Raw genomic sequence first — 22,914 nt, forward strand, 5'->3', positions numbered from 1 at the left:
GCTTCCACCCCACCGTACGACCCGCGCGACCGGGCGCTACGCCCGCTACCGTGCTGGGCAGACGTACCCGGAGGTGGTGTCCGTGGGTGGGGTGCTGGACAGGTTCGCGCTGACCGGACGGCGGGCGCTCGTCACCGGCGCGAGCCGCGGGCTGGGCCGGGCGTTCGCGCAGGCGCTCGCCGAGGCCGGAGCCGACGTGGTACTCGCGGCCCGCGGTGGCGACGCGGTGCGGGCCGCGGCCGACGAGGTCGCCGAGGCGACCGGCCGCCGTACGGTCGGGGTCGCCGCGGACGTCACCTCCCGTACGGACGTGGACGCGCTGGTGACCGCCACCGTCGAGATGCTCGGCGGGATCGACGTGCTGGTCAACAACGCGGGGGTGGCGATCCACCGGCCCGCGCTGGACGTACCGGACGAGGAGTGGCACCGGGTCTTCGACGTGAACGTGCACGGCGTCTGGCTGTGCGCCACGGCCGCCGCGCGCCGGATGCGGGACAGCGGCGGCGGCGTGATCGTCAACGTCGGGTCGATGTCCGGGCAGATCGTCAACCGGCCGCAGTGGCAGCCGGCGTACAACGCGTCGAAGGCGGCGGTGCACCAGCTGACGAGGTCGCTCGCGGCGGAGTGGGCGCCGTACGGGATCCGCGTCAACGCGCTCGCCCCCGGGTACGTGAAGACCGAGATGGCGCCGGTGGACCGGCCCGAGTTCCGGCAGCACTGGATCGAGGACGCGCCGATGCGGCGGTACGCCACGCCCGCGGAGATCGCGCCCAGCGTCGTGTACCTCGCCAGCGACGCCGCGTCGTTCACCACCGGCGCGGTGCTCGTCGCGGACGGCGGCTACACCGTCTACTGACCGTCCGCCCCGAGCCGCGCGGCCCGCTCGTACAGGAAGCGCTGGTGCGGGAGGCTCTGCGCGCGGCCGGCGGCGGCCAGGTAGTACGTGCGGGCGGCGGCGGTGTCGCCTGCCATCTCCAGCAGGTGCGCGCGGACCGCGTCCGGCCGGTGGTCGGCGATGTGGTCCTCGGCGTGCAGCTTGTCGAGCAGGGCGAGTCCGGCGCGCGGGCCGCGGGCCATGGCGACCGCGACGGCGTGGTTGAGCCGTACGACGGGGGTGTCGTCGATGCGCAGCAGTACCTCGTAGAGGGCGAGGATCTGGGGCCAGTCGGTCTCGGCCGCGCTCGGCGCCTCGTCGTGCACCGCCGCGATCGCCGCCTGCACCTGGTACCGGCCGGTCGGGCCGCGTGGCAGGGCGGCGGAGACGAGCGCGACGCCCTCGGCGATGGCGGCGGCGTCCCAGCGGCCGCGGTCCTGCTCGGCCATGGGTACGAGGTCGCCGTCCGGGCCGGTCCGCGCCGGTCGCCGCGCGTCGGTGAGCAGCATCAGCGCGAGCAGCCCGGACACCTCGGCGTCGGCGGGCAGCAGCCGGTGCACGATCCGGGTCAGCCGGATCGCCTCGGCGGTCAGCTCGGTACGGGCGAGGCGGGGTCCGGCGGTGCTGGCGTACCCCTCGGTGAAGATCAGGTAGAGCACGTGCAGGACGGCGTCGAGCCGGGCGGCGTGGTCGCCCGGTGCCGGCGGCGTGAACGGCACGCCGCTGTCGGCGATGGTGCGCTTGGCCCGGCTGATGCGCCGGGTCATCGTCGCCTCCGGTACCAGGAACGCGCGGGCGATCTCGGCGGTGGTCAGCCCGCCGACGGCGCGCAGGGTCAGCGCGATCTGCCCGGCCGGGGTGAGCGCCGGATGACAGCACAGGAACAGCAGCACGAGCGTGTCGTCGGTGGCGGGGGAGCGGTCGGCGGCGGGGGCAAGCCACTCGTCCGGGAGTACGCGGCGGGCGACGGTGTCCTCGCGGCGGCGCCGGGCCGTCTCGGCGCGCAGCAGGTCGGTGAGCCGGCGGGACGCGACGGTGATCAGCCAGCCGCGCGGGTTGTCCGGCGTACCGTCGGTCGGCCACTGTGTGGCCGCGGCGAGCAGCGCCTCCTGTACGGCGTCCTCGGCCAGGTCGAAGTGCCCGTACCGGCGCACGACGGCACCGAGTACCCGCGGCGCCAGCCGGCGCAGCAGGTCCTCGGTCCGTTCGGGCACGCCGGTACTCAGGCGATCGAGTCCTCGGCGCCGGTGGCGACCGGCCGGACGTCGACGTACCACTCGTGGGCCAGTTGGGCGTCGGCCGGGTGTGGCGTGTCGGCGAGCCTGGCGGCGATCTCGACGGCGCGGTCGAAGCTCGCGCACTCGACGATGTTGTAGCCGGCGAGCACCTCCTGCGTCTCGGCGTACGGCCCGTCGGTGACGACGGGGACGCCGTCGCGCAGGTGGATCCGGCGCGCGTGCACCGGTGCGGTGAGGCCCTGCGCGTCGACGGCCTCGCCGGACTCGACGACCTCGGCCCACCACGACTCCATGAACTCCGCCAGCCGGGCCACGTCCGCCCCGGTCCAGCCGGGTGCGGCGCCGGGCCGCCCGGCCATCGCGTCGTAGTCCTGCTGCGTACCGAAGAGCATGATCATGTACTTCATGGTCGTTCCTCCGTGACCGGCACTCCCGTGGTGCCGCACTGCGGACGTCGGAGCCGACCGCCCGGACCGGACACCGCCGAGCCCAGGAAAGCACAGCGCCCACCTCCTCAGCGGGCGTTCTCCCGGTACGCGCGGTACTCGGGGTCGGCGGCGAGCCGTTCGGCCGCGGCCGAGAAGTACGCCCGGTCGGCGTGCAGGCCGGTGCCGGACACCAGCCGGTTCATCAGGTTGAACAGCGCGCAGATGCCGATCGCCTGGTACAGGTCGGATTCGGCCCAGCCGGCGGCGAGGACGGCGGTGGCGTCGTCGGCGGTGACCCGGGCCGGTGTCAGGGTCAGGACCCGCACGTACGCCAGGACGGGGCGCAGTTCGTCGGCGACCGGCGCGCGGTCCGGGTCGGTGAGCAGCGCCGCCAGCAGCCCGTCCGGTACGCCGAAGGCGCGCGCGGTCGCGTCGTGCACGCCGTGGCAGTACGCGCAGTCGTTGAGGCCGGAGACGTACGCGGCGATCAGTTCGCGCTCGCCGACGGTGAACGCGGACGGGCCGCGCAGCAGGGCGCGGTGGTGGTCGACGAGCGGCCCGGCGGTCTCCGGGTACGCGCGGAACAGGTCGAGCAGGACGGCGTCGGGCGGCAGCGAGGGCAGGAAGGTCATGGCCGGATCCTGCCCGCGGGCGGCGTGTTTTGCCACTGTCTGGGCGGTCTGAGAATCTTCTGAGATTTGCCGTCCAACATCGCCTTCGAGTGGTGGCTACCCATCCGACGGAGGTGTCCGTTGCCGGAGGTTCTGGACTATCTCGTGATCGGGGCCGGCCCGGCCGGCCTCCAGCTCGGGTACCTGTTGCGCCGGGCCGGGCGCGACCACCTGGTACTGGAGGCCGGCGACGTGCCGGGGGCGTTCTTCGTCGACCAGCCCCGGCACCGGCGGATGATCTCGATCAACAAGCCGTACACCGGGAGCGACGACCCCGAACTGAACCTGCGCGTCGACTGGAACTCGCTGCTCGGCGACGACGACGAGAAGTACCGGTTCACGCGCTGGACCGACCGGTACTTCCCGCACGCCGACGACTACCTGCGCTACCTGGCCGACTACGCGCGGCGGCACGACCTCGCCGTCCGGTACGGGACGCGGGTGGTGCGGGTGGCGCGGGACGGCGACTTCCTCGTCACCGACGAGCGCGGCGGCACGTACCGGGCGCGGCGGGTGGTGGCCGCGGTGGGCTTCGGCGCGCCGTACGTGCCGGACATCCCGGGGATCGAGCTGGCCGACCAGTACGTGGACATGTCGGTGGACGCGGACGACTACCGCAACCAGCGGGTGCTGATCATCGGCAAGGGGAACTCGGCGTTCGAGACCGCGGACGCGCTGACCGAGCGGGCCGCGGTGATCCACGTGGTCGGACCGCACTCGCTGACGTTCGCGTGGCAGACGCACTTCATCGGGCACCTGCGCGCGGTGAACAACAACTTCCTCGACACGTACCAGCTGAAGGCGCAGAACTCGGTGCTGGACGCCACGGTCGACCGGATCGACCGCGACGGCGACGGCTACCAGGTGACGATGACCTACCAGCGGCGCGACGAGACCGTCCGCTTCCGGTACGACAAGGTCCTGTGCTGCACCGGGTTCCGGCTGGACGCGGGCATCTTCGCCGACGGCTGCCGGCCGGAGCTGACGATCCGGGACCGGTTCCCGAAGCTGACCTCGGCGTGGGAGTCCGTCAACGTCCCCGGCCTGTACTTCGCCGGCACGCTCACCCAGTCCCGCGACTTCAAGCGCTTCACCAGCGCGTTCATCCACGGCTTCCGGTACGGCGTGCGCGCCCTGTCGAAGGTGCTCGACCAGCGGTACGAGGCGACGGGGTGGCCGGCGCGGCCGGTGGACGCCGAACCGGCGGCGCTCGCCGACGCGCTGCTCGCCCGCGCCAACCGTACGTCGGGGCTGTGGCAGCAGTTCACGTTCCTCGCCGACGTCGTGTGCCTGGACGGCTCTGTGTGCCTCGACGACACCGTGCGCCTCGGCGCCGCTGGCGCGCGGTACCTGGAGGAGGTGCCGCGAGACTACCTCGCCGACGGCGGGATCCCAGGCGCCGCAACGGTTCTGACCCTGACGATGGAGTACGGGCCGGGGCACGAGGACCTGGACCCGTTCGACGTACCGGCGGGGCGGGCGTGGGAGGCCGAGCACGGCCGCGACGACCGGTACCTGCATCCGGTGGTGCGCCTCGTCGTCGACGGCGAGGAGCGCGCGGTGCACCGGGTCAAGGAGAACCTCGACAACCTCTGGACCGATCCGGTCCGGCACCGCGCGCCGCTGGTGGCGTTCCTGGCGGCGCACCTCGGGTAAGGAGAGTCCACTGTGGACGGACTGTTGACCGTGGCCGACTTCGAGGCGCCGGCGGCCGAGGCGCTCGACCCGGTGCACTACGACTACTTCGCCGGCGGGGCGCGCGACGAGATCACCGTGCGCGCCAACACCTCGGCGTTCGCCCGGATCCGGTTGCGCCCCAGGGTCCTGCGCGGTCGCGGTACGCCGCGGCTGGCCACGACCGTACTCGGCCAGCCGGCCAGCATGCCCGTACTGCTCGCGCCCACCGCGTTCCACCGGCTCGCGCACCCGGAGGCGGAACGCGCCACCGCCCGGGCCGCCGCCCGCGCCGGTACGGTCCTCGTCGCGGCGATGCTGTCCACCGTGGCGATCGAGGACATCGCCGCGGAGGCGCGCAAGGTCGCGGCCGACCCGGTCCTGTGGTTCCAGCTGTACCTCCAGCGCGACATGGGGTTCACCGAGGCCGTCGTACGCCGGGCCGAGGCCGCCGGGGTCCGCGCGCTCGTCGTCACCGCCGACTCGCCGGCCCTCGGCCACCACGAACGCAACGACCGCAACGGGTTCCACGACCTGCCGCCCGGGATGCGCTGCGAGAACCTGCGCGAGCTGCGCGCCGACGAACCCGGCCACGTACGCCAGGTGGACCTGTCGCCGGACCTGTCCTGGGCGCACGTGGCGCGACTGCGCGCGCTCACCGACCTGCCGATCCTGCTCAAGGGCGTACTGCACCCGGAGGACGCGCGGATCGCCGCCGACGAGGGCGTCGACGGGATCGTGGTGTCCAACCACGGCGGCCGGCAGCTCGACACCGCGCTGGCCAGTGTCGAGGCGCTGCCCGCGGTGGTCGACGCCGTCGCCGGCCGCCTCCCCGTACTGCTGGACGGCGGGATCCGGCGCGGCACCGACGTCGTCAAGGCCCTCGCGTACGGGGCGTGCGCGGTGGCGGTCGGCCGGCCCGTGGTGTGGGGTCTGACCGTCGGCGGCGAGGACGGCGTGACCCGCGTGCTGGACATCCTGCGCGACGAGACCGCGCACACCCTGATGCTGTGCGGCTGCGGCACCCCCGCCGAGGTGTCCCGCGACCTGGTACTGGCCGGTCCGCCGTGCTGACCGTCCTCGTGGTGCTCGCCGCCGTGGCGGTCGCGGCGAGCCTCCCGTACTGGTTGCCGCGGGTGGTGGTGGCGCTGCGGATGCGGATCTTCGCCCGGGTCAACGGGACGGAGGGGATCCCGGTGCCGGGCCCCGAGTACGGACTGGCCGACTGGTGCGCCCTGTACGAGGATCCCGCGGCGGACGGGCGCAGCCGCGGCGCCGGCCTCTCCGACCTCTTCTGGTACTGGCTGGCGCCGGGGCCGGAGGTGCACCAGGAACACCTGGAGCCGGGCGACCGGTACGCCGAGGTGGCGCGGGCGACCCGCAGGTTCCTGGCCCGGCCGAAGCCGGACCTGGTGGCGGTGACCACCGGCGCCGCGCGGACCGTACTGTCCGATGTGGACGGTCCGGTCGCCACCGTACGGCTGCGCGACCTGATGATGCCGGTCTGGGCCGAGGTGTACCACCGGCTGGTGTTCGACGAGCCGTGCCCGCCGGGGGTCCGGGCCGCGATCGTCGCGAACGCCGACGACGTGGTCACCGCGCTGAAGTGCTGCGGGCTGCGGCACATGGACCGCCGCGACCGCCTCACCGGGTACCTGCTGGACCGGGTGCGGCACGACCCGCCGCGGCACCCGCTGCCGGCGCGACTGTCCGAACTGGACAGTGCCCGGTACCTCCAGGGCACCTTCTTCAACACCGCCGTCGTGCAGATGTCCGAGGCGATGACGCACCTGCTGCTCGCGGTCGCCCAGCACCCCGACGTACGCCGGCGGCTGGTGGCCGACCCGGACGACGACGCGTACCTGGACCGGGTGATCGACGAGTCGCTGCGGCGGTACCCGCTGTTCGGCATCGCGCACCGGATCACCAGCGCGGACATCGTGCGCGGCGACCGGACCGTACCGGCGGGCAGCGTGCTGTGCTTCAGCTACCCGGAGTTCCACGCGGCGGGGCTGGCCGACGCCGACGCGTTCGACCCGGACCGGTGGGAGCGGGAGTCGGCGCGGTCGATGAACTTCCTGCCGTTCGGGGTCAGCGCGAACCGGCCGTGCCCGGCCCGCGGCGTGGCGCCCGTGACGATGCGGGTCGTCACCCGCGAGGTGCTGCGCCGCTTCCTGCCGTACTCGTCGGCCGCGCACACCCGTTCGGTGCCGAACCGCGGCCCCTGCCTGCTGGTGTCCCGCGACACGCCCCGTCCGGTACGCCTGCGGCTGGCCGTGATGCGGCTGCGGGACCGGTGGGAGGACGTCGCGCGCAGCGTCACCCAGCTCGTGCTCGGCACGTACATGGTGCTGGACGCGCGACGGCAGGGCCTCGCCCGCACGTACTTCGCCGACCACGACACGCAGGGCCGGCCGTACCCCGGTGCCTGCCCGGTGACCGGAGACCGCCGATGAGGCGCATCGCGTACCGGACGGGCGCGGCGCTGGTGTGCGTCGGCGTGGCACTGCACGTACCGGACTTCCTGACGATGCGGCCGATGGGCTACCGGATGGCCGGCATGCCGATGAGTACCGCGATGGGTGTCGGGATGGTGCTGCTGGTGGTCGGGCTGGCCGCCGCGGCCTGGGGTCTGCTGCCGGCCCGCGCCGCCCGCCGCCACGACACCCCCGGCTCCGACACCGCCGGCCACGACGGCGCCGCAGCGACCGACGCCGCGCGGTACTCGGCGCTCGACGGGGCGCGGCTGTCGCCCGCGCACCGCCGGCTGATCGCGGTGCTCACCGTGGCGCTGGTGGTGGACACGATGAAGCCGGCGACGCTCGGCTTCGTCGTACCGGGGATGCGCGCCGAGTACGGGCTGACGGCGGGGCAGGCGGCGATGCTGCCGCTGGTCGCCATCGCCGGTACGGTCGCCGGATCCCTGGTCTGGGGCGCCCTCGCCGACGTGTACGGCCGGCGCGCCACGATCCTGCTCTCGTCCCTGATGTACGTGGCGACGGCGGTGTGCGGCTTCATGCCGTCGTTCGGCTGGAACCTCGTCATGTGCGCGGCGATGGGCGCCGCCGCCGGCGGCATGCTGCCCACCGTGTACGCGCTGCTCAGCGAGTCGGTGCCGGCGTCGCGCCGGGGCGTGCTGGTGGTGGCGCTCAGCGGGCTCGGCGCCGCCCTCGGGTACCTGGTGGCCAGCGGTGCGGCGAGCCTGCTGGTACCGGTGTTCAGCTGGCGTTCGCTGTGGCTGCTCGGCGTACCGACCGGCGCGGTCCTGCTGGTACTGCGCCGTTTCGTGCCCGAGTCGCCGCGGTACCTGATCGCGGTCGGGCGTACCGGCGAGGCCGCCGCCGTGATGGCCCGGTACGGCATCCGGCCCGTCGCCGGACCCACCGCGCCCGCGGCCACCCCGGCGGTCGCCCAGCGCGGCGGGTTGGCCGCCGTGTTCGCCCCGGCGTACCTGGCGCGGACCGGCACCATCGTCCTGTACGGGCTCGGCTGGGGCATCGTCAACTGGGGCTTCATCACGTTCCTGCCGACGTTCCTGACGGCGACCGGTACCGGTACCCGCGCGCCGACGCTGCTGTTCGCCTCGTCGCTGTTCGCGGTGCCCGCCACCGCCCTCGCCGCCGTCCTGTACGCCCGCTGGAGTTCCCGGCGCACCATGGTCTGCTACGCGGCGGCCACCGCGCTGGTGCTCGTCGCGTTCGCCGTCGTACGACCGGAACGGCCCGGCGCCGGCGTCCCGCTCGTGGTCCTCACCGCGCTGCTGCTCACCGCCGCGGGCGGCATGATCGCCCTGCTCGCCCCGTACGCGACGGAGGTGTACCCGACGGGGCTGCGGGCCAGCGGCAGCGGGGTGGCCGCCGCCGCGGGCAAGGCCGGCGGGCTGTTCGGCCCGCTGCTGCTCACGTCCGCGCCGGCCACCGCCGCGCTCGCCCTGGTCTCCGCCGTACCGGTGGTGGTGGCGGCGCTGGTGCTGTGGCGCGCGGGTGCCGAGACCGCGGGCCGGCCGCTCGTCGAGGCCGTCACCGACCCCAGCCGTTAGGAGTGTCCACAGTGGACGGAATGGATCCGGAACTGGCCGCCGAGGCGTCCCTGCGCGCCCCCAACGGCGCACCGTACGACCGCTTCGTCGCCTCGTACCGGGCGCGGATGGGGTACCGGGCGGAACCGCTCCGGCCGCCCGCGGTGACCGACGTCGAGGGCGCGATCGACATCCACTGCCACGCGCACGAGGGCCAGCAGGACGCGCTCGCCGTCGCCCAGCTCGCCTCCGCGTCCGGCATGGGCGGCCTGCTGTTCAAGAGCATCCGCGGCCGGGACCGTACCGACGTGGTCGGCCCTGCCGGTGTCGTACGCGAGGTGGCGCGGGACCTCGCCGACTGGTCGGACGCCACCGGCGTACCGCCGACGCGGCTGTGGTCGGGCTGGATCACCAGCTTCACCGGCGGGCTGTCGATGACCGACGCGTGCCGCGCGAACCTCGACGACGGCGTGTCCGCCGTGTGGATGCCGGTGTTCCGCAGCGCCAACACCCTCAGCAAGGTGGGCGGGCCGCCCGCCTGGTGGGGCGAGACCGGCGAGTGGAGCGCGCCGCTGCCGTGGGAGAAGGCGCTCGCGGTCGGGCAGTACACGCTCGACGGGCGCGGCCGGCTGAAACCCGTGTACCGGGAGGTGTTCCGGATGGTGGCCGACGCCGGGGTGATGGTGTCGTTCGCGCACGGTACGCACGACGAGATCTTCGCGATGGCCGACGCCGTACGGGATCTGGGCATCACGCGGGCGGTCGTGGACCACCCGTTCAGCCCGTTCATCGACCTGTCCGTACCGCAGCTGCGGGAGCTGGCCGCCGCCGGCGTGTACCTGAACTTCACGTACGACGAGATCTCGCCGTTGCTGGGGGTGGACCCGGCGCGGATGTGCGCCGCGATCCGGGAGATCGGCACCGGGCAGGTCACCCTGTCCAGCGACGCGGGCGAACCGCTGTTCCCCAACACGGTCGAGGCGATGCGGCTGATCCGGGCGCACATGCGCGCGTTCGGGCTGACCGACGACGAGGTGCACCAGGTCAGCGTGGTCAACCCGGGGAGGCTGCTCGGTGTCTGAACCCCTGACGATCGGCGGGCGCGCCGTCGCCGGTACCCCCGGCCTCGACGTCGTCGACCCGGCCACCGGGCGGGTCTTCGCCACCGCACCCGCCTGTACCGACGCGGAACTGTCGGCCGCGGTCGACGCCGCGCACGACGCCTGGCCGGCCTGGCGCGTGGCGGACCGCGGCGCCGCGCTCACCGCCGCCGCCGACGCGATCGCCGCCGCGGCCGACGACCTCGCCCCGCTGCTCACCGCCGAGCAGGGCAAGCCGCTCGCCGACGCCCGCGCCGAACTCGTCCGGGCCGCGGATCGCTTGCGGCACCACGCTTTCCTTCGTCCCGAGCCTCGCGTACTCCGCGACGACGGCACCGAACGCGTCGAGGTACGGTGGCGCCCCGTCGGCCCGGTCGCCGCCATCGCGCCGTGGAACTTCCCCGTCCAGCTCGCCGCCGCGAAGATCGCACCCGCGCTCGCCGCCGGCAACACCGTCGTCCTCAAGCCGTCGCCGTACACGCCGCTGACGACGCTCTCGCTGGGCCGGCTGCTCGCCGGGGTCCTGCCGCCCGGCGTGCTCAACGTGGTGTCCGGGCCGGAACCGTTGGGGGAGCGGCTCGTCGCGCATCCCGGCATCCGCCAGGTCACGTTCACCGGGTCGGTCGCCACCGGCCGCCGGGTGGCCGCGTCCGCCGGGCCGAACCTGCGCCCCGTCACCCTCGAACTCGGCGGCAACGACGCGGCGATCGTGCTGCCCGACGCCGACGTACCGGCGATCGCGGACGCGCTGTTCTGGTCCGCCTTCGCCAACTGCGGCCAGATCTGCATGGCCGTCAAACGCGTGTACGTGGCCGCCGACCGGCACGACGAACTCGTCGACGCGCTCGCCGCCCGCGCCGCGTCCGTACCCGTCGGCGCCGGCTCGGACCCCGGTACGCGGCTCGGGCCGCTCACCACCGCGCCGCAGTACCGGCGGGTCGCCGGGCTGGTGGCGGCGGCACTGTCCGGCGGTGCGCGCGCCGCGGCCGGCGGCGGCCCCCTCGACCGCGACGGCTACTTCCACGCCCCGACCATCCTGACCGGCGTCGCCGACACCGACCGGATCGTCACCGAGGAACAGTTCGGCCCCGCCCTCCCCGTCCTCACGTACGACTCGGTCGACGAGGCGGTCGCCCGCGCCAACGCCACCCCGTACGGGCTGTGCGGGTCGGTGTGGGGTGTCGACGTGGACCGCGCCGTGGCCGTCGCCGAACGGCTCCAGGTCGGTACCGCGTGGGTCAACAGCCACCTGCGGATGTCGTTCGACGACCCGTTCGCCGGGACGAAGGACTCCGGGCTCGGCGTGTCCGGCGGCGAGTGGGGCGTGTCCGCGCACACCGAGCCGTACGTGCTGCACCGGCCGAGCTGACCGTCAGCCGCCGCGCAAGGCGAGCCGGATCCGCTTCGGCGCGCCGGCGCCGGGCGCGCGGGTCAGGTGGCGGGGGTGCCGTGCCGGCCGGCGCCACCGGCGAACCGCGCCACCCCCGGCCCCGCGTCGGCCAGCGACACCAGCCCGTGCTCGTACTCGGTGCGCAGCGCCACGTCCTCGGCCACGCCGTGACTGTCCAGAGTGGACAGTCGGTCCTGGCGCAGGCAGGTCTGCGGCAGCGCGGCGAGCTCGGCGGCGAGCCGCAGGGCTGCCGGCAGCGCCCCGCCGTCCGGTACCAGCCGGTTGACCAGGCCGATGCGTTCCGCCTCGGCGGCGGGCACCGGGCGGCCGGTGAGGATCAGGTCCATCGCGCGGCTCTCGCCGATCAGCCGCGGCAGTCGTACGGTGCCCCCGTCGATCAGCGGTACGCCCCAGCGCCGGCAGTACACGCCGAACACGGCGGTCTCGGCCGCGACCCGCAGATCGGCCCACAGCGCCAGCTCCAGGCCGCCGGCCACCGCCGGGCCCTCCACCGCGGCGACCACCGGCTTGCCGAGCCGCATCCGCGTCGGCCCCATCGGACCGTCACCGTCCGGCGCGACCCGGTTGCCCCGGTCCGAGCCGTACGCGTGCAGGTCGGCGCCGGCGCAGAACACCCCGCCGGCGCCGGTGAGTACCGCGACGGAGGCGGTCGGGTCGGCGTCGAACTCCCGGAACGCCGCCGCCAGTGCCTCCGCCGTCGGCCGGTCCACGGCGTTGCGCACCTCCGGCCGGTCGATCACCACCGTCCACACCGGACCGTCCCGCTCCACCCGTACCATCGCGCCATCGTAGGCGTCGGGCACGTCTCACCGCGGGATCCGTTCCGGCGTGACAGGCTGGCGGCATGGCAGAAGAGACGCAACGCTCGGTGTCGCTCACCCGCACCGGCAGCCAGCAGTACGACGTGGAGAACGTGCGCGGCGGCCGGATCACCATCGGGTCCGGGCAGAACACCGATTTCACCCCGGTCGAGCTGCTGCTCGCCGCCATCGCCGGCTGTACCGCGATCGACGTGGACATCCTGACCTCGCGGCGGGCCGAACCGGAGTCGTTCACCGTGGCGTCCACCGGCGACAAGATCCGTGACGAGCAGGGCAACCACATGACGAACCTGGAGGTCACGTTCCGGGTCGGGTTCCCGGCGGGGGAGGGCGGCGACAAGGCCCGCGCCCTGCTGCCCGAGGCGGTACGCACCTCGCACGACCGGCTGTGCACGGTGAGCCGCACCGTGCAGCTCGGCGCGGACGTGACGATGCACGTCGCGACCGACGACTGAACCGGTCGCACGCCGCCGCCGTTTGCACCGGACGACCGGCCGCCGGTACGTCCACGGGACACGCCGGCAGGGCGATACTGGGTGCCACGCGGTGGCAGTACGGGGGAGTGCCGATGGGCGAGGAGCTGGGCCGCACCACCGTCACCGACGCGCTGGTGCAACGGGTCCTGCGGCTCGTACACGACGACGGGCTGGCGGCGGGCGACCGGCTGCCGTCCGCCCGCGCGCTGGCCGAACGGTTCGCCGTGGCCGTCCCGACCGTACGGGAGGCGCTGGCGCGGTTGCAGGCGACCGGTGCGGTGCAGATCCACCACGGGTCCGGGATCTACGTCGGCTCGACGATCGAGGACGTGTTCCTGCCCAACCCGTACCAGTCGCCGGTGGAGGGGCAGCGTCTGGTGGAGCTGCTGGAGGCGCGGGCGCTGATCGAGCCGGACCTGGCCCGGCGCGCGGCCAGGCGGCGCGACACCGATTCGGTGCGTACGCTGCGGCGGCTGCTCGCCGAGGCCGGGCAGCACCTGGAACACGACGACGACACGCTGCACCGGCTGAACATGCGGTTCCACTGCGGCGTGGCGGCGGCCAGCGGCAACCGGGTCCTCGCCGGCGTCATCGAGGCGCTGGCCAGCGTGAACAGCGTGGGGCAGCAGGAGATCCTGCGGATCTTCGACGACCGGGCCCGCGACCACGAGGAGCACCGGGAGATCCTGGCCGCGATCGAGGCGGGCCGCCCCGGCGCGGCGGGCACGCTCATGCAGCGCCACCTCGACCACGTACGCCGGGTCGTCGCCGACCGGTTGGCCGCCGATCCCGCGGCGGGTGCGTCGTGACCGCGGTCGACGAGTACCGGGTGGCGGACGCCGACGCCGGACCGTACGCGGTGACGGTCGGGCCGGACGGCGCGCTGTGGTACACGATGGTGCATGCCGGGCGGATCGGTCGGCTGGTGCCGGCCGGCGACGGACCGACCAGCGTCGCCCTGTCGCCCGGTTCCGGGCCGACCGCCATCACCGCGGGCCCGGACGGCGCGCTCTGGTGCACCGAGTACGCGGCGCACCGGATCGGGCGGATCGGCACCGACGGCGCGGTCACCGAGTTCCCCGTGCCCACACCGGAATGCGGGCCGTACGGGATCGTCGCGGGGCCGGACGGCGCGCTGTGGTTCACCGAGAGCGCCGCCGACCGGATCGGCCGCATCACCCCGGACGGCACGGTCACCGAACATCCGCTCCCGGTCGCCGGCGGGTTCCCGGCGGCCATCACCGCCGGCGGCGACGGCGCGCTGTGGTTCGCGCTGAACCGGGCGGACGCGATCGGCCGGCTCACCACCGACGGCGCGTTCACGCTGCACCCGCTGCCGACCGCCGGCGCCGCGCCGGTCGGGATCACCGCCGGGACGGGCGGCGTGGTGTGGTGCACCGAGATCGGCGCCGGCCGGCTCGCCCGGATCGACCCCGACCGGCGGATCACCGAGTACCCGCTGCCGGACCCGGCCGGGCGGCCGCACGCGGTGACCGTCGACGCCGCCGGTACGCCGTGGTTCACCGAGTGGGCCGGCAACCGGATCGGCCGGCTCGCCGCCGACGGCACCACCACCTCCTACGACCTGCGTACGCCGGGGGCGGAGCCGCACGGGCTCACCGTCTGCCCGGACGGCAACGTGTGGGCGGCGCTGGAGATCGGCGCCCTCGCCCGCGTCACCCCCTGACCGGGCCCGGTACCGGCGTTTCGCGGGCGGGGACGCCGGGCGAGCGGCGACGATGGGCGGCAGGAGACGAGAGGAAGGGGCGGTTCAACGATGGGCACGCAGGCGAACGGGTGGACCGTGACGCTGCCCGGCGGCGTGGAGATGCCGCTGCTCGGGTTCGGCACCTGGCAGGCCCGCGGCGACGAGGCGTACCGGGCGGTGGCCACCGCGCTGGACGCCGGCTACCGGCACGTGGACACCGCCACGGCGTACGGGAACGAGAAGGACGTGGGGCGGGCGGTCACGGACAGCGGGCTGGACCGCGGCGAGGTGTTCGTGACCACGAAGCTGCCGCCGGACCACGCCGACCAGGCCCGGGACACGTTGCGCCGCAGCCTCGACGCGCTGGACACCGGGTACGTGGACCTGTGGCTGATCCACTGGCCGCCGGGCGGCTCGGCCCGTCCCGACGTGTGGCGCGAGCTGATCGCCGCCCGCGACGAGGGACTGGCCCGCGCGGTCGGGGTCAGCAACTACGCGACCACGCAGCTCGACGAGCTGATCGGCGCGACCGGCGTGGCGCCCGCGGTGAACCAGATCAAGTGGGCCCCCGCCCTGTACGACGCGGCCCGGCTCGCCGAGTGCCGCGACCGCGGCGTCGTACTGGAGGGGTACAGCCCGTTCCGGGCCACGAACCTGACCGCCGACCCGCTCGTCGACGCGGCGGAAGCGCACGGTGTCACCCCGGCCCGGGTGGTCCTGCGCTGGCATCTCCAGCACGGCGTCGTCGTGATCCCCAAGTCGGTCACGCCCGAACGCATCGCGGCCAACGTCGACGTCTTCGGCTTCACCCTCACCGACGACGAGATGGCCGCGATCGACGGCATGGCAACGGCCTGACACGCCGCGGCGCCGGTACCCGGGTGGGCACCGGCGCCGCGCGTGGTGGCTCAGATCAGGCCGAGCTTGGCGACCGCGTCGCGCTCCTCGGCCAGCTCCCGTACCGAGGCGTCGATGCGCCCGCGGGAGAACTCGTCCAGCTCCAGGCCCTGCACGATCTGCCACGCGCCGTTCTTCGACACGACCGGGAACGACGAGATCAGGCCCTCGGGCACTCCGTACGACCCGTCGGAGACGACGCCGGCGGACGTCCAGTCACCCTCGGCGGTGCCGTTGACCCAGTCGTACACGTGGTCGACGGCGGCGGAGGCGGCGGACGCCGCGGAGGACGCGCCACGGGCCTCGATGATCGCCGCGCCGCGCTTCGCCACCGTCGGGATGAACTCATCGGCCAGCCACTCCCGCTCCACCTGCTCGGCGGCGGTGCGACCGTTGACCTCGGCGTGGAACAGGTCCGGGTACTGCGTGGCGGAGTGGTTGCCCCAGATCGTCATCTTGCGGATCTCGGTCACCGGTACGGACAGCTTCGCGGACAGCTGCGCCAGCGCGCGGTTCTGGTCCAGCCGGGTCATCGCGGTGAACCGCTCCGCCGGTACGTCCGGCGCGTGCCGCTGGGCGATCAGCGCGTTGGTGTTGGCCGGGTTGCCGACCACCAGGACCTTGATGTCGTCGGCGGCGCCGGCGTTGATGGCCTCGCCCTGCGGCTTGAAGATGCCGCCGTTGGCCTCCAGCAGGTCCCCCCGCTCCATGCCCTTGGTACGCGGGCGGGCGCCGACCAGCAGCGCCACGTTCGCGCCGTCGAACGCCTGCTTGGCGTTGTCGGTGATGTCGATGCCGGCGAGCAGCGGGAAGGCGCAGTCGGACAGCTCCATCGCGGTGCCCTCGGCAGCCTTGACGGCCTGCGGGATCTCCAGCAGCCGCAGCCGCACCGGGGTGTCGGCGCCGAGCAGCTGACCCGAGGCGATCCGGAACAGCAGGGCGTAACCGATCTGACCGGCCGCTCCCGTGACGGTCACGTTGACAGGCGCCTGGGCCATGTGTGCTCACTCCGTTCGCAGGATTCCGTACTCCAGCGCGGATGCTACTCGCCGGTCCGGGACCGCCCGCGGCAGGTCAACGCGCCGACAGCACGTCCGCCAGGTCGTACGAGACGGGCTGCTCCAGCTGCTCGTACGTGCAGCTGCGGGGCTCCCGGTCGGGCCGCCAGCGGGCGAACTGCGCGGTGTGCCGGAAGCGGACGCCCTCCATGTGCTCGTACCGCACCTCGACGACGCGCTCGGGCCGCAACGGTACGAACGACAGGTCCTTGCCGGCCGACCAGCGGCTGCCCTCGGCGTTGCGCGGAGTGCGGGTGCCCTCCTCCTGCTTCGCCCACGCCCACGGGTGGTCGTCGAACGTGGTCACCAGCGGCTGCAGCTCGGTGAACAGCTCCTGCCGCCGCGCCATCGGGAACGCGCCGATCACCCCGACGCTGATCAGCTCGCCGGCGTCGTCGTACAGGCCGAGGAGCAGGGAGCCGATGCGGTCCGGGCCGCTCTTGTGCAGGCGGTACCCGGCGACCACGCAGTCCGCGGTGCGTTCGTGCTTGATCTTGTACATGGTCCGCTTGTCCGGCTGGTACGTCCCGGCCAGCGGCTTGGCGACGATGCCGTCCAGCCCCGCCCCCTCGAACTGCTGGAACCAGCGCGCCGCGACGTCCCGGTCGTACGTGGTGGCGGTGACGTGCACCGGCGCCGCCGCCGTGGACAGCGCGTCGACCAGCGTCTCGCGCCGCTCCGCGAACGGTCGCCCGGTGTAGTCGGTGTCGCCCAGCGCCAGCAGGTCGAACGCGACGAACCGGGCCGGCGTGGTCTCCGACAGCAGCTTCACCCGGCTCGCCGCCGGGTGGATGCGCTGCTGCAACTGGTCGAAGTCGAGCCGGTCGCCCGACTCGCCGACCAGGATGATCTCGCCGTCCACCACGCACCGGTCCGGCAGCTGCTCCCGGAACGCGGTGACCAGCTCCGGGAAGTACCGCGTCATGGGCTTCTCGTTCCGGCTGCCGATCTCGACGTCGTCGCCGTCCCGGAAGATGATCGAACGGAACCCGTCCCACTTCGGCTCGTAGCTCAGCTCGCCGTCCGGGATGTCCTTCACGGCCTTCGCCAGCATCGGTTTCACCGGCGGCATCACGGGCAGTCGCATGCCGACCATTGTCCACGGCCGCGCTCGTACGGCGGGGGCTTTGCGGTGTCGGGCGCTTCGGCCCGGTTCCTCCCTCGTTCGGCCGCTGAGCTGGGATCGCGCCGCGGACCGGTGCCCCGGCGGGGCGCACAATGAGGTCATGTGCGCGCTGGACCTCGACGAACTGCGGCGGCTGCGGCGGGCCCGCGACCGGATGGACCGGGAGTACGCGGAGCCGCTGGACGTGGCGGCGCTGGCCCGTACCGCGCTGATGTCCACCGCGCACTTCAGCCGGCGCTTCCGCGACGAGTACGGGGAGACGCCCTACTCGTACCTGATGACGCGGCGGATCGAGCGGGCGACGGCGCTGCTGCGCCGGGGTGACATGACCGTGACGGACGTCTGCTTCGCGGTCGGCTGTACCAGTCTCGGCTCGTTCTCGGCCCGGTTCACGCAGGTCGTGGGGGAGACGCCGAGCGCCTACCGGGCGCGCGACCACAGCGAGTTGCAGGTGGTGCCGGGCTGCCAGGTGATGGTGGTGACCCGGCCGCGCAAGCCCGCCCGGCGGTCCGGCAGTTTTGAAGAAACATCGGCGTCCGTGCACGTCTAGGGTCGAATGCATGACCGTTTCGATCAGCACCGTGCACGTGCTCGTGGACGATCCCGACGCCGCGCTCGCCTTCTACCGCGACACCCTGGGCCTCACCGTACGCAACGAGGTCGCGCACGACGGCTTCCGCTGGATCGTGCTGTACGCGCCGAGCCAGCCGGAGATCCAGATCGTGCTCTCCCAGCCGCACGCGGGCCGTTCGCAGCAGGACGGCGACACGATCGCGGCGCTGCTGGCGAAGGGCGAGCTGCGCCCGCTGCACTTCCGTACCGACGATCTGGACGCGACGTTCGAGAAGATCGCCGCCACCCCGGGCGCCGAGGTACTTCAGGAGCCGGTCAGCCAGCCGTGGGGTGCCCGCGACGCCGCCGTCCGCGACCCCGCCGGCAACTTCCTCCGGATCGAACAGGCCTGAGGGTGCACGGCCCGTCCGACACCGGTCGGTACGGGCCGGTCCCGGCCGCGATGAGCGTCACTACGCGTCGTGGAGCAACCTCGTAGCGCGGCGGTTCGTTGTCCGAGTCGAGTACGCGCGACGAGGGGGAGGGCCGACGGTGGCTGAGTTCGAGCCGGTGAACGAGCTGGAGTTCCGGATGCGTGCCGCGCTGGCGACCGGCGACCAGGAGACGTACCTGCGGCTGCTCGCGGCCGCCGACCTCGTCCTGCCCGTCGGCGGTACGGTCGTCGACGCGTGGCCGACGGTCGTCAGCGAGGGGCAGACGTTCGTCGCGGCGTACACCTCGCCGGCGGCGATGGCGGTCTCCACGACCGGCCAGTTCGAGGGGGGTCGAGCGGTCGCGTTCCGCGACCTGGTGGCGGCGTGGCCGGACCCGGCCTGGTCGCTGGTCGTCGACCCCGGCCTGCCGCTGGCCGCGCACCTGCCGGCCAGCCTGATCCGGCAGATGGCCGGCGGCGAGTTCGGGGTGCAGGACACCGTGCCGCTGCCGCCGGCCGACCCGGACCCGCCCGCCGCGGACCCCGTCGGGGCGTCTCCGGCCGCCGCGACGACCGGCGCCGAAACCGACGACCACGACGACCTGGCCGACGAACTGGACGACGGGCCGGCCGGTGATCTGGACGGCGAGCGTGCCGGTCGCCCGGTGTCGCCCGCGGCCGAGGTACCCGAGGAGCCGCCGCGGGACTGGCCGCCGCGGTACGCCGCCGACGAGCCGGCCGCGCCGGTGGAGGCGGAGGAGCCGGACACCGATCCGGTACCGACGGTCATGCAGAAGGTGATCCCGCCGGACCAGGTCGGCTTCTACCTCGACAAGGGGTACGACTGGGTCGCCGGCTACGTGCACCGCTGGCAGGACGCCGCCGAACTGGAGACGGTGCCGGACATCGTACGGAACCTGGGCCTGGCGTACGCGGGGTCGCCGTTCTCGGTCACCGACGACGCGGTGCACGTACTGCGCTGGACCGCGTACCGGTCGGAGCTGTACCGGGTGCCGATCGGTGGCACGGACGAGTCGGCGGTGGACGAGACGCCGGGTGGCTGGGTGGTCGAGCACCCGCCGTTCTCGGGGACCGGTGAGGTGCCGGGATCCCGGCTGCGGATCCCCGAGTACAAGATCGACAGCATCCGGCTGCCGCACCAGGCGGAGATGTGGCGGATCGGCGCGGACGGCAGTCACCGGTTCATGGCCGTGTACGACGCGGACGAGCAGCGCTGGCTCGTCAACCGGGAACTGGTACGGGAGGTCTGATGCGCGACGGCTTCTACGCCCGCTGGCGGGGCGCCGAGTACGAGGCGGCGCCGAGCAGCGGCGGCGCCCACCTGTACAGCGGGGAGGGTGACCTGCCCGGCTTCGAGGCGGTCGCCAGCGGCCGGTACCGGCGGATCGTCTCGTTCTCCGACCTGGACGAGTTCGGGTACGTGATCACCGCGGGGGCGTTGCGCGGCGAGCCGGTGAAGGTGCTCGCCGAGCACGAGGAGTGGCTGCGGGTGGAGTACACCGGGGGGCGGGCGCCGCGGGCGGAACGCCTCGGCCTGGACCGGTTCGACCGCGGTGTCTACCAGTCGTGGGTGCTGCGCACCGAGGTCACCGACCTGCACGAGGTCCGCCTCTGACGCCGGTTCGCGCGGGCTCAGGCCCGGCGGCTGCCGCGGGCGGTGGTGACGGCGGCCATCCACAGCAGCCGCACGTCCAGTCCCAGGCACATGCACCGGATGTACGTCCGGTCCTTGCGCAGCCGTTCGTGCACCGACAGGTTGTACTTCTGGATCTGCGCGATGCACGCGATGCCGGGGCGGACGCTGTGCCGTTCGGCGAACCCGGGCAGCTGCTCCAGGTCGTACTGGACGAGCACGGTGCGCAGCGGGCGCGGGCCGACGAGGCTCATCGAGCCCTGCAGTACGTTGAGCAGTTCGCTGATCTCGTCCAGGTGCCAGCGGCGCAGCCACGTGCCGACCGCGAGTACCCGGCCGTCGTGGGCGGGTGACGCGATCGGGCCGGTCGACTGCTCCGCCCGGTACCGCATGCTCCGGAACTTGACCTGCCGGAACGTCACCCCGCCCTGGCCCACCGAGTACTTGATGAACAGCACGGGGCCCGGTTCGGCGAGCCAGACGAGCGCCGCGATCACCGGCCACAGCGGCAACGTGAGCGCGAGTCCGATCGTCGCGACCACCACGTCGAACGCGCGCTTGGCCGGTTGCGGCGGCCGTCTCCGCACGTCCAGGTGGTACGCCAGCACCTTCTCGCGCACCGCCCGCCCCGGCGCCGTGTTGTACTCGATCAGCCCGGTGCGCAGCGCGGTGGCGACGAGGCCGCCGGCGAACCCGGCGACCGGTACGAGCAGGAGGGCGGCGACCGGCCCGGCGCGCCACCACGCCAGCGGCGCGGACACCAGCACGGCGACCAGTACGGCGAGCCGGTCGGCGCCGAGGGCGGCGCGCGGCAGCCGGCGCGTACCGGCGGTCAGGACGGCCGACAGTGCCGCCGGCCCGGCGAACAGCCACAGGTACACCCGGGCCTCCCCCCTACCGCTGGATGCGATGCCGATCGGCCCAGATGCTGAACATCAGCAGGATCCAGATCTGTCGGGCGTGCTCCGCCGCCCCGGCCATGTGCTCGGTGACCAGCCGGTTCACCTCGTCGTACCGGAAGAAGCCCTGTCGCTGCACGGTCTGCCGCCCCAGGTACTCGTCGACCAGCGGCCGGAACGGTCCGCACAGCCAGCGGGGCAGCGGGGCGTTGAAGCCGCGCTTCGGCGCGGTCAGGGTCGCCTCCGGCAGCATCCCCGACAGCGCCCGCCGGACCAGCCGCTTCGGCCGGTATCCCGGCATCTTCAGCCGGTCCGGCAACGAGAACGCGAACTCCACCAGGTCGGTCGCCAGCAACGGCACCCGTACCTCCAGGGAGTTCGCCATCGACAGCCGGTCGACCTTCACCAGCACGTCGTCCGGCAGGTACACGTTGGCGTCGGTGTACTGGAAGTGCGTCAGCGGGTCGAACGCCGTCGGCCGGTAGTCGTACGTCGCGTGGGTGTGGTAGCTGTCGTCGAGGCCCGCGCGCGCCTCCGGCGTCAGCAACCGGTCCTTGTGCGCCTCGCGGAACACCACCCGCCACAGGTAGTGGCTGCGCGCCGGGTGCGCGAGCGCGTTGTCGGCGAACCGCCGCGCCCGGAACTCCAGCGGCGTCCGCGCGCCCGACGCCGGCAGCCGCCCCACCAGCGCCGGCACCATCCGCCGCGTCACCACCCCCGGCAGGTTCCGGTACGGCCGGGCCAGCTTGTCCGCCAGGTACGTCTGGTACCCGGCGAACAGCTCGTCGCCGCCGTCCCCGCCGAGCACCACCCCCACGTACTCCCGGGCCAGCCGGCACAGGTAGTACGTCGGGACCATGGACGGGTCGGCGAACGGCTGGTCGAACGCCGGCAGGATCGTCTCCAGCACGTCCTCCGGCCGCGGTGTCACGACCGCCTCGACGTGCCGGGTGCCGAGCCGTTCGGCGACCAGCCGGGCCAGCCGCCGCTCGTCGTACGAGGCGTCCTCGAAGCCGACGGAGAACGTCGTCAGCTCGCGCTCCGGCCACAGCCGCCGCGCCGTCGCCAGGACGCTCGCCGAGTCCAGGCCACCGCTCAGGAAGAACCCCACCGGCACGTCCGCGTCGTACTGCGCGGCCACGCTCGCCAGCAGCGTCTGCCGCAGCATCGCCGCCGCGCTGGCCGGTGACAGGTCGCGCCGCGGCTGCACCGCCGACAGGTCCCAGAACCGGCAGGCGTGGTAGCGGCCGTGCCGCCACACCAGCGTCGTCGCCGGCGGCAGCGCGTGGATCCGCTCGTACGCGGTGCGCGGGCCCGGGATGTACATCAGCGACAGGTAGTCGCTGAGTGCCTGCATGTCCACGGTCCGCGGCACCCCGGCCGCGTGCAGCGCCTTGATCTCCGAACCGAACACCAGGCCGTCGTCGTGGCTGGCGTAGTACAGCGGCTTGATGCCGAGCCGATCCCGCGCCAGGACCAGCTTCTCCTGCCGCTCGTCCCACACCGCCAGCGCGAACATGCCCTCCAGCCGCGCCGGAAACCCCTCCCCGTACTCCTCGTACAGGTGCGGGACGACCGCGGCGTCGCTGCCGCTGTCGAACCGGTGGCCGCGGGCGACGAGCATCGCGCGCAGTTCCCGGTGGTTGTAGATCTCGCCGTTGACGACCGCGTGCACGGTGCCGTCCTCGTTCGCCAGCGGTTGCCGGCCGTTCGCGAGATCGACGATGGCGAGCCGGCGCGCGACCAGGCCCGCCGGGCCCGACCGGTACACGCCCTCGTCGTCCGGCCCGCGGTGGGTCAGCACCCGGCACATGGCGTGCAGCCGGCGCGGCGACACCGCGCGTTCGGGGTGGACCATCCCCGCGATTCCGCACAC

At 73.7% G+C, this 22,914-nt stretch carries 23 protein-coding genes; 15 read left to right on the forward strand and 8 right to left on the reverse strand.

The annotated features are described in order from the left end of the window. Nucleotides 1-82 precede the first annotated feature (82 nt). On the forward strand, nucleotides 83-856 hold the full coding sequence (locus Aru02nite_RS01685) for an SDR family NAD(P)-dependent oxidoreductase (protein WP_239076270.1): 774 nt from the start codon (nucleotides 83-85) through the stop codon (nucleotides 854-856). On the opposite strand, the gene Aru02nite_RS01690 is transcribed toward Aru02nite_RS01685, so the two are convergent. The 3 genes from Aru02nite_RS01690 to Aru02nite_RS01700 all read right to left on the reverse strand — a co-directional run bounded on the left by Aru02nite_RS01690 (nucleotide 850) and on the right by Aru02nite_RS01700 (nucleotide 3,172). Continuing rightward, nucleotides 850-2,088 carry an RNA polymerase sigma factor gene (locus tag Aru02nite_RS01690; RefSeq protein ID WP_203654279.1) on the reverse strand — a complete coding sequence of 413 codons (1,239 nt, stop codon included), beginning with the start codon at nucleotides 2,086-2,088 and terminating at the stop codon, nucleotides 850-852. The two genes, Aru02nite_RS01685 and Aru02nite_RS01690, sit on opposite strands and share 7 nt — an antisense overlap. An 8-nt stretch (nucleotides 2,089-2,096) precedes the next feature. After that, nucleotides 2,097-2,519, reverse strand: a complete 423-nt coding sequence (locus Aru02nite_RS01695) for a YciI family protein (RefSeq protein ID WP_203654281.1) — start codon at nucleotides 2,517-2,519, stop codon at nucleotides 2,097-2,099. Nucleotides 2,520-2,626: 107 nt separating this feature from the next. Then, nucleotides 2,627-3,172 carry a carboxymuconolactone decarboxylase family protein gene (locus Aru02nite_RS01700; protein WP_203654283.1) on the reverse strand — a complete coding sequence of 182 codons (546 nt, stop codon included), beginning with the start codon at nucleotides 3,170-3,172 and terminating at the stop codon, nucleotides 2,627-2,629. Between the two features lie 120 nt (nucleotides 3,173-3,292). Here Aru02nite_RS01700 and Aru02nite_RS01705 point away from each other — a divergent pair, with 120 nt between their 5' ends. The 6 genes from Aru02nite_RS01705 to Aru02nite_RS01730 are packed head-to-tail and all read left to right on the forward strand — an operon-like array spanning nucleotide 3,293 to nucleotide 11,372. Beyond that, a complete protein-coding gene (locus Aru02nite_RS01705; RefSeq protein ID WP_203654285.1) occupies nucleotides 3,293-4,867 on the forward strand; it encodes an NAD(P)-binding domain-containing protein in 1,575 nt (524 codons plus the stop codon). Nucleotides 4,868-4,879: 12 nt separating this feature from the next. Further along, nucleotides 4,880-5,959 carry an alpha-hydroxy acid oxidase gene (locus Aru02nite_RS01710; protein ID WP_239076271.1) on the forward strand — a complete coding sequence of 360 codons (1,080 nt, stop codon included), beginning with the start codon at nucleotides 4,880-4,882 and terminating at the stop codon, nucleotides 5,957-5,959. Then, nucleotides 5,953-7,341 carry a cytochrome P450 gene (locus Aru02nite_RS01715; protein WP_239076273.1) on the forward strand — a complete coding sequence of 463 codons (1,389 nt, stop codon included), beginning with the start codon at nucleotides 5,953-5,955 and terminating at the stop codon, nucleotides 7,339-7,341. Before Aru02nite_RS01710 ends, Aru02nite_RS01715 begins: the two co-directional genes overlap by 7 nt. Then, the gene (locus Aru02nite_RS01720) at nucleotides 7,338-8,924 is read left to right on the forward strand and encodes an MFS transporter (RefSeq protein WP_203654287.1); all 1,587 of its coding nucleotides are present in this window, start codon (nucleotides 7,338-7,340) and stop codon (nucleotides 8,922-8,924) included. Before Aru02nite_RS01715 ends, Aru02nite_RS01720 begins: the two co-directional genes overlap by 4 nt. A gap of 20 nt (nucleotides 8,925-8,944) precedes the next feature. Continuing rightward, nucleotides 8,945-9,985, forward strand: coding sequence for a DUF6282 family protein (locus tag Aru02nite_RS01725; protein ID WP_203654289.1), 1,041 nt, complete (start codon nucleotides 8,945-8,947; stop codon nucleotides 9,983-9,985). Beyond that, the gene (locus Aru02nite_RS01730; RefSeq protein WP_239076275.1) at nucleotides 9,978-11,372 is read left to right on the forward strand and encodes an aldehyde dehydrogenase family protein; all 1,395 of its coding nucleotides are present in this window, start codon (nucleotides 9,978-9,980) and stop codon (nucleotides 11,370-11,372) included. Before Aru02nite_RS01725 ends, Aru02nite_RS01730 begins: the two co-directional genes overlap by 8 nt. 62 nt (nucleotides 11,373-11,434) lie before the next feature. On the opposite strand, the gene Aru02nite_RS01735 is transcribed toward Aru02nite_RS01730, so the two are convergent. Next, nucleotides 11,435-12,193, reverse strand: a complete 759-nt coding sequence (locus Aru02nite_RS01735; protein ID WP_203654291.1) for a crotonase/enoyl-CoA hydratase family protein — start codon at nucleotides 12,191-12,193, stop codon at nucleotides 11,435-11,437. Between the two features lie 65 nt (nucleotides 12,194-12,258). Here Aru02nite_RS01735 and Aru02nite_RS01740 point away from each other — a divergent pair, with 65 nt between their 5' ends. From Aru02nite_RS01740 to Aru02nite_RS01755, 4 genes are all read left to right on the forward strand, one after another. Next, nucleotides 12,259-12,690 (forward strand): OsmC family protein, encoded by a 432-nt coding sequence (locus Aru02nite_RS01740; RefSeq protein ID WP_203654293.1) that lies wholly within the window; start codon nucleotides 12,259-12,261, stop codon nucleotides 12,688-12,690. Nucleotides 12,691-12,803: 113 nt separating this feature from the next. Next, a complete protein-coding gene (locus Aru02nite_RS01745; protein WP_203654294.1) occupies nucleotides 12,804-13,520 on the forward strand; it encodes a FadR/GntR family transcriptional regulator in 717 nt (238 codons plus the stop codon). Further along, a complete protein-coding gene (locus Aru02nite_RS01750) occupies nucleotides 13,517-14,398 on the forward strand; it encodes a Vgb family protein (protein ID WP_203654295.1) in 882 nt (293 codons plus the stop codon). The genes Aru02nite_RS01745 and Aru02nite_RS01750 overlap by 4 nt, the downstream gene beginning before the upstream one ends. A 90-nt stretch (nucleotides 14,399-14,488) precedes the next feature. After that, nucleotides 14,489-15,277: an aldo/keto reductase gene (locus Aru02nite_RS01755; RefSeq protein ID WP_239076277.1), complete on the forward strand. Its 789-nt coding sequence runs from the start codon at nucleotides 14,489-14,491 to the stop codon at nucleotides 15,275-15,277. A gap of 50 nt (nucleotides 15,278-15,327) precedes the next feature. Here the strand turns inward: Aru02nite_RS01755 and Aru02nite_RS01760 are convergent, their stop codons facing one another. Together Aru02nite_RS01760 and Aru02nite_RS01765 are read right to left on the reverse strand one after the other, a co-directional pair. After that, nucleotides 15,328-16,314 (reverse strand): malate dehydrogenase, encoded by a 987-nt coding sequence (locus Aru02nite_RS01760; protein WP_203654296.1) that lies wholly within the window; start codon nucleotides 16,312-16,314, stop codon nucleotides 15,328-15,330. 76 nt (nucleotides 16,315-16,390) lie between these two features. Then, nucleotides 16,391-17,461 (reverse strand): ATP-dependent DNA ligase, encoded by a 1,071-nt coding sequence (locus tag Aru02nite_RS01765; protein ID WP_203654297.1) that lies wholly within the window; start codon nucleotides 17,459-17,461, stop codon nucleotides 16,391-16,393. Nucleotides 17,462-17,600: 139 nt separating this feature from the next. On the opposite strand from Aru02nite_RS01765, the gene Aru02nite_RS01770 reads away from it, so the two are divergent. The 4 genes from Aru02nite_RS01770 to Aru02nite_RS01785 all read left to right on the forward strand — a co-directional run bounded on the left by Aru02nite_RS01770 (nucleotide 17,601) and on the right by Aru02nite_RS01785 (nucleotide 20,121). Beyond that, complete coding sequence (locus Aru02nite_RS01770) at nucleotides 17,601-18,050, forward strand: helix-turn-helix transcriptional regulator (protein WP_203654298.1); 450 nt, start codon at nucleotides 17,601-17,603, stop codon at nucleotides 18,048-18,050. A 10-nt stretch (nucleotides 18,051-18,060) separates the two neighbouring features. Then, complete coding sequence (locus tag Aru02nite_RS01775; protein WP_203654299.1) at nucleotides 18,061-18,465, forward strand: VOC family protein; 405 nt, start codon at nucleotides 18,061-18,063, stop codon at nucleotides 18,463-18,465. A gap of 139 nt (nucleotides 18,466-18,604) precedes the next feature. Next, nucleotides 18,605-19,756 (forward strand): SseB family protein, encoded by a 1,152-nt coding sequence (locus tag Aru02nite_RS01780; RefSeq protein ID WP_203654301.1) that lies wholly within the window; start codon nucleotides 18,605-18,607, stop codon nucleotides 19,754-19,756. After that, on the forward strand, nucleotides 19,753-20,121 hold the full coding sequence (locus tag Aru02nite_RS01785) for a UCP033725 family protein (protein WP_203654596.1): 369 nt from the start codon (nucleotides 19,753-19,755) through the stop codon (nucleotides 20,119-20,121). Before Aru02nite_RS01780 ends, Aru02nite_RS01785 begins: the two co-directional genes overlap by 4 nt. A gap of 17 nt (nucleotides 20,122-20,138) precedes the next feature. On the opposite strand, the gene Aru02nite_RS01790 is transcribed toward Aru02nite_RS01785, so the two are convergent. Further along, nucleotides 20,139-21,020 carry a sugar transferase gene (locus Aru02nite_RS01790; RefSeq protein ID WP_203654303.1) on the reverse strand — a complete coding sequence of 294 codons (882 nt, stop codon included), beginning with the start codon at nucleotides 21,018-21,020 and terminating at the stop codon, nucleotides 20,139-20,141. A gap of 13 nt (nucleotides 21,021-21,033) precedes the next feature. Then, the gene (gene asnB / locus Aru02nite_RS01795; RefSeq protein ID WP_203654305.1) at nucleotides 21,034-22,914 is read right to left on the reverse strand and encodes an asparagine synthase (glutamine-hydrolyzing); all 1,881 of its coding nucleotides are present in this window, start codon (nucleotides 22,912-22,914) and stop codon (nucleotides 21,034-21,036) included.

Origin of the sequence: Actinocatenispora rupis (assembly GCF_016861975.1) — a bacterium.
Taxonomy (GTDB): Bacteria; Actinomycetota; Actinomycetes; order Mycobacteriales; family Micromonosporaceae; genus Actinocatenispora; species Actinocatenispora rupis.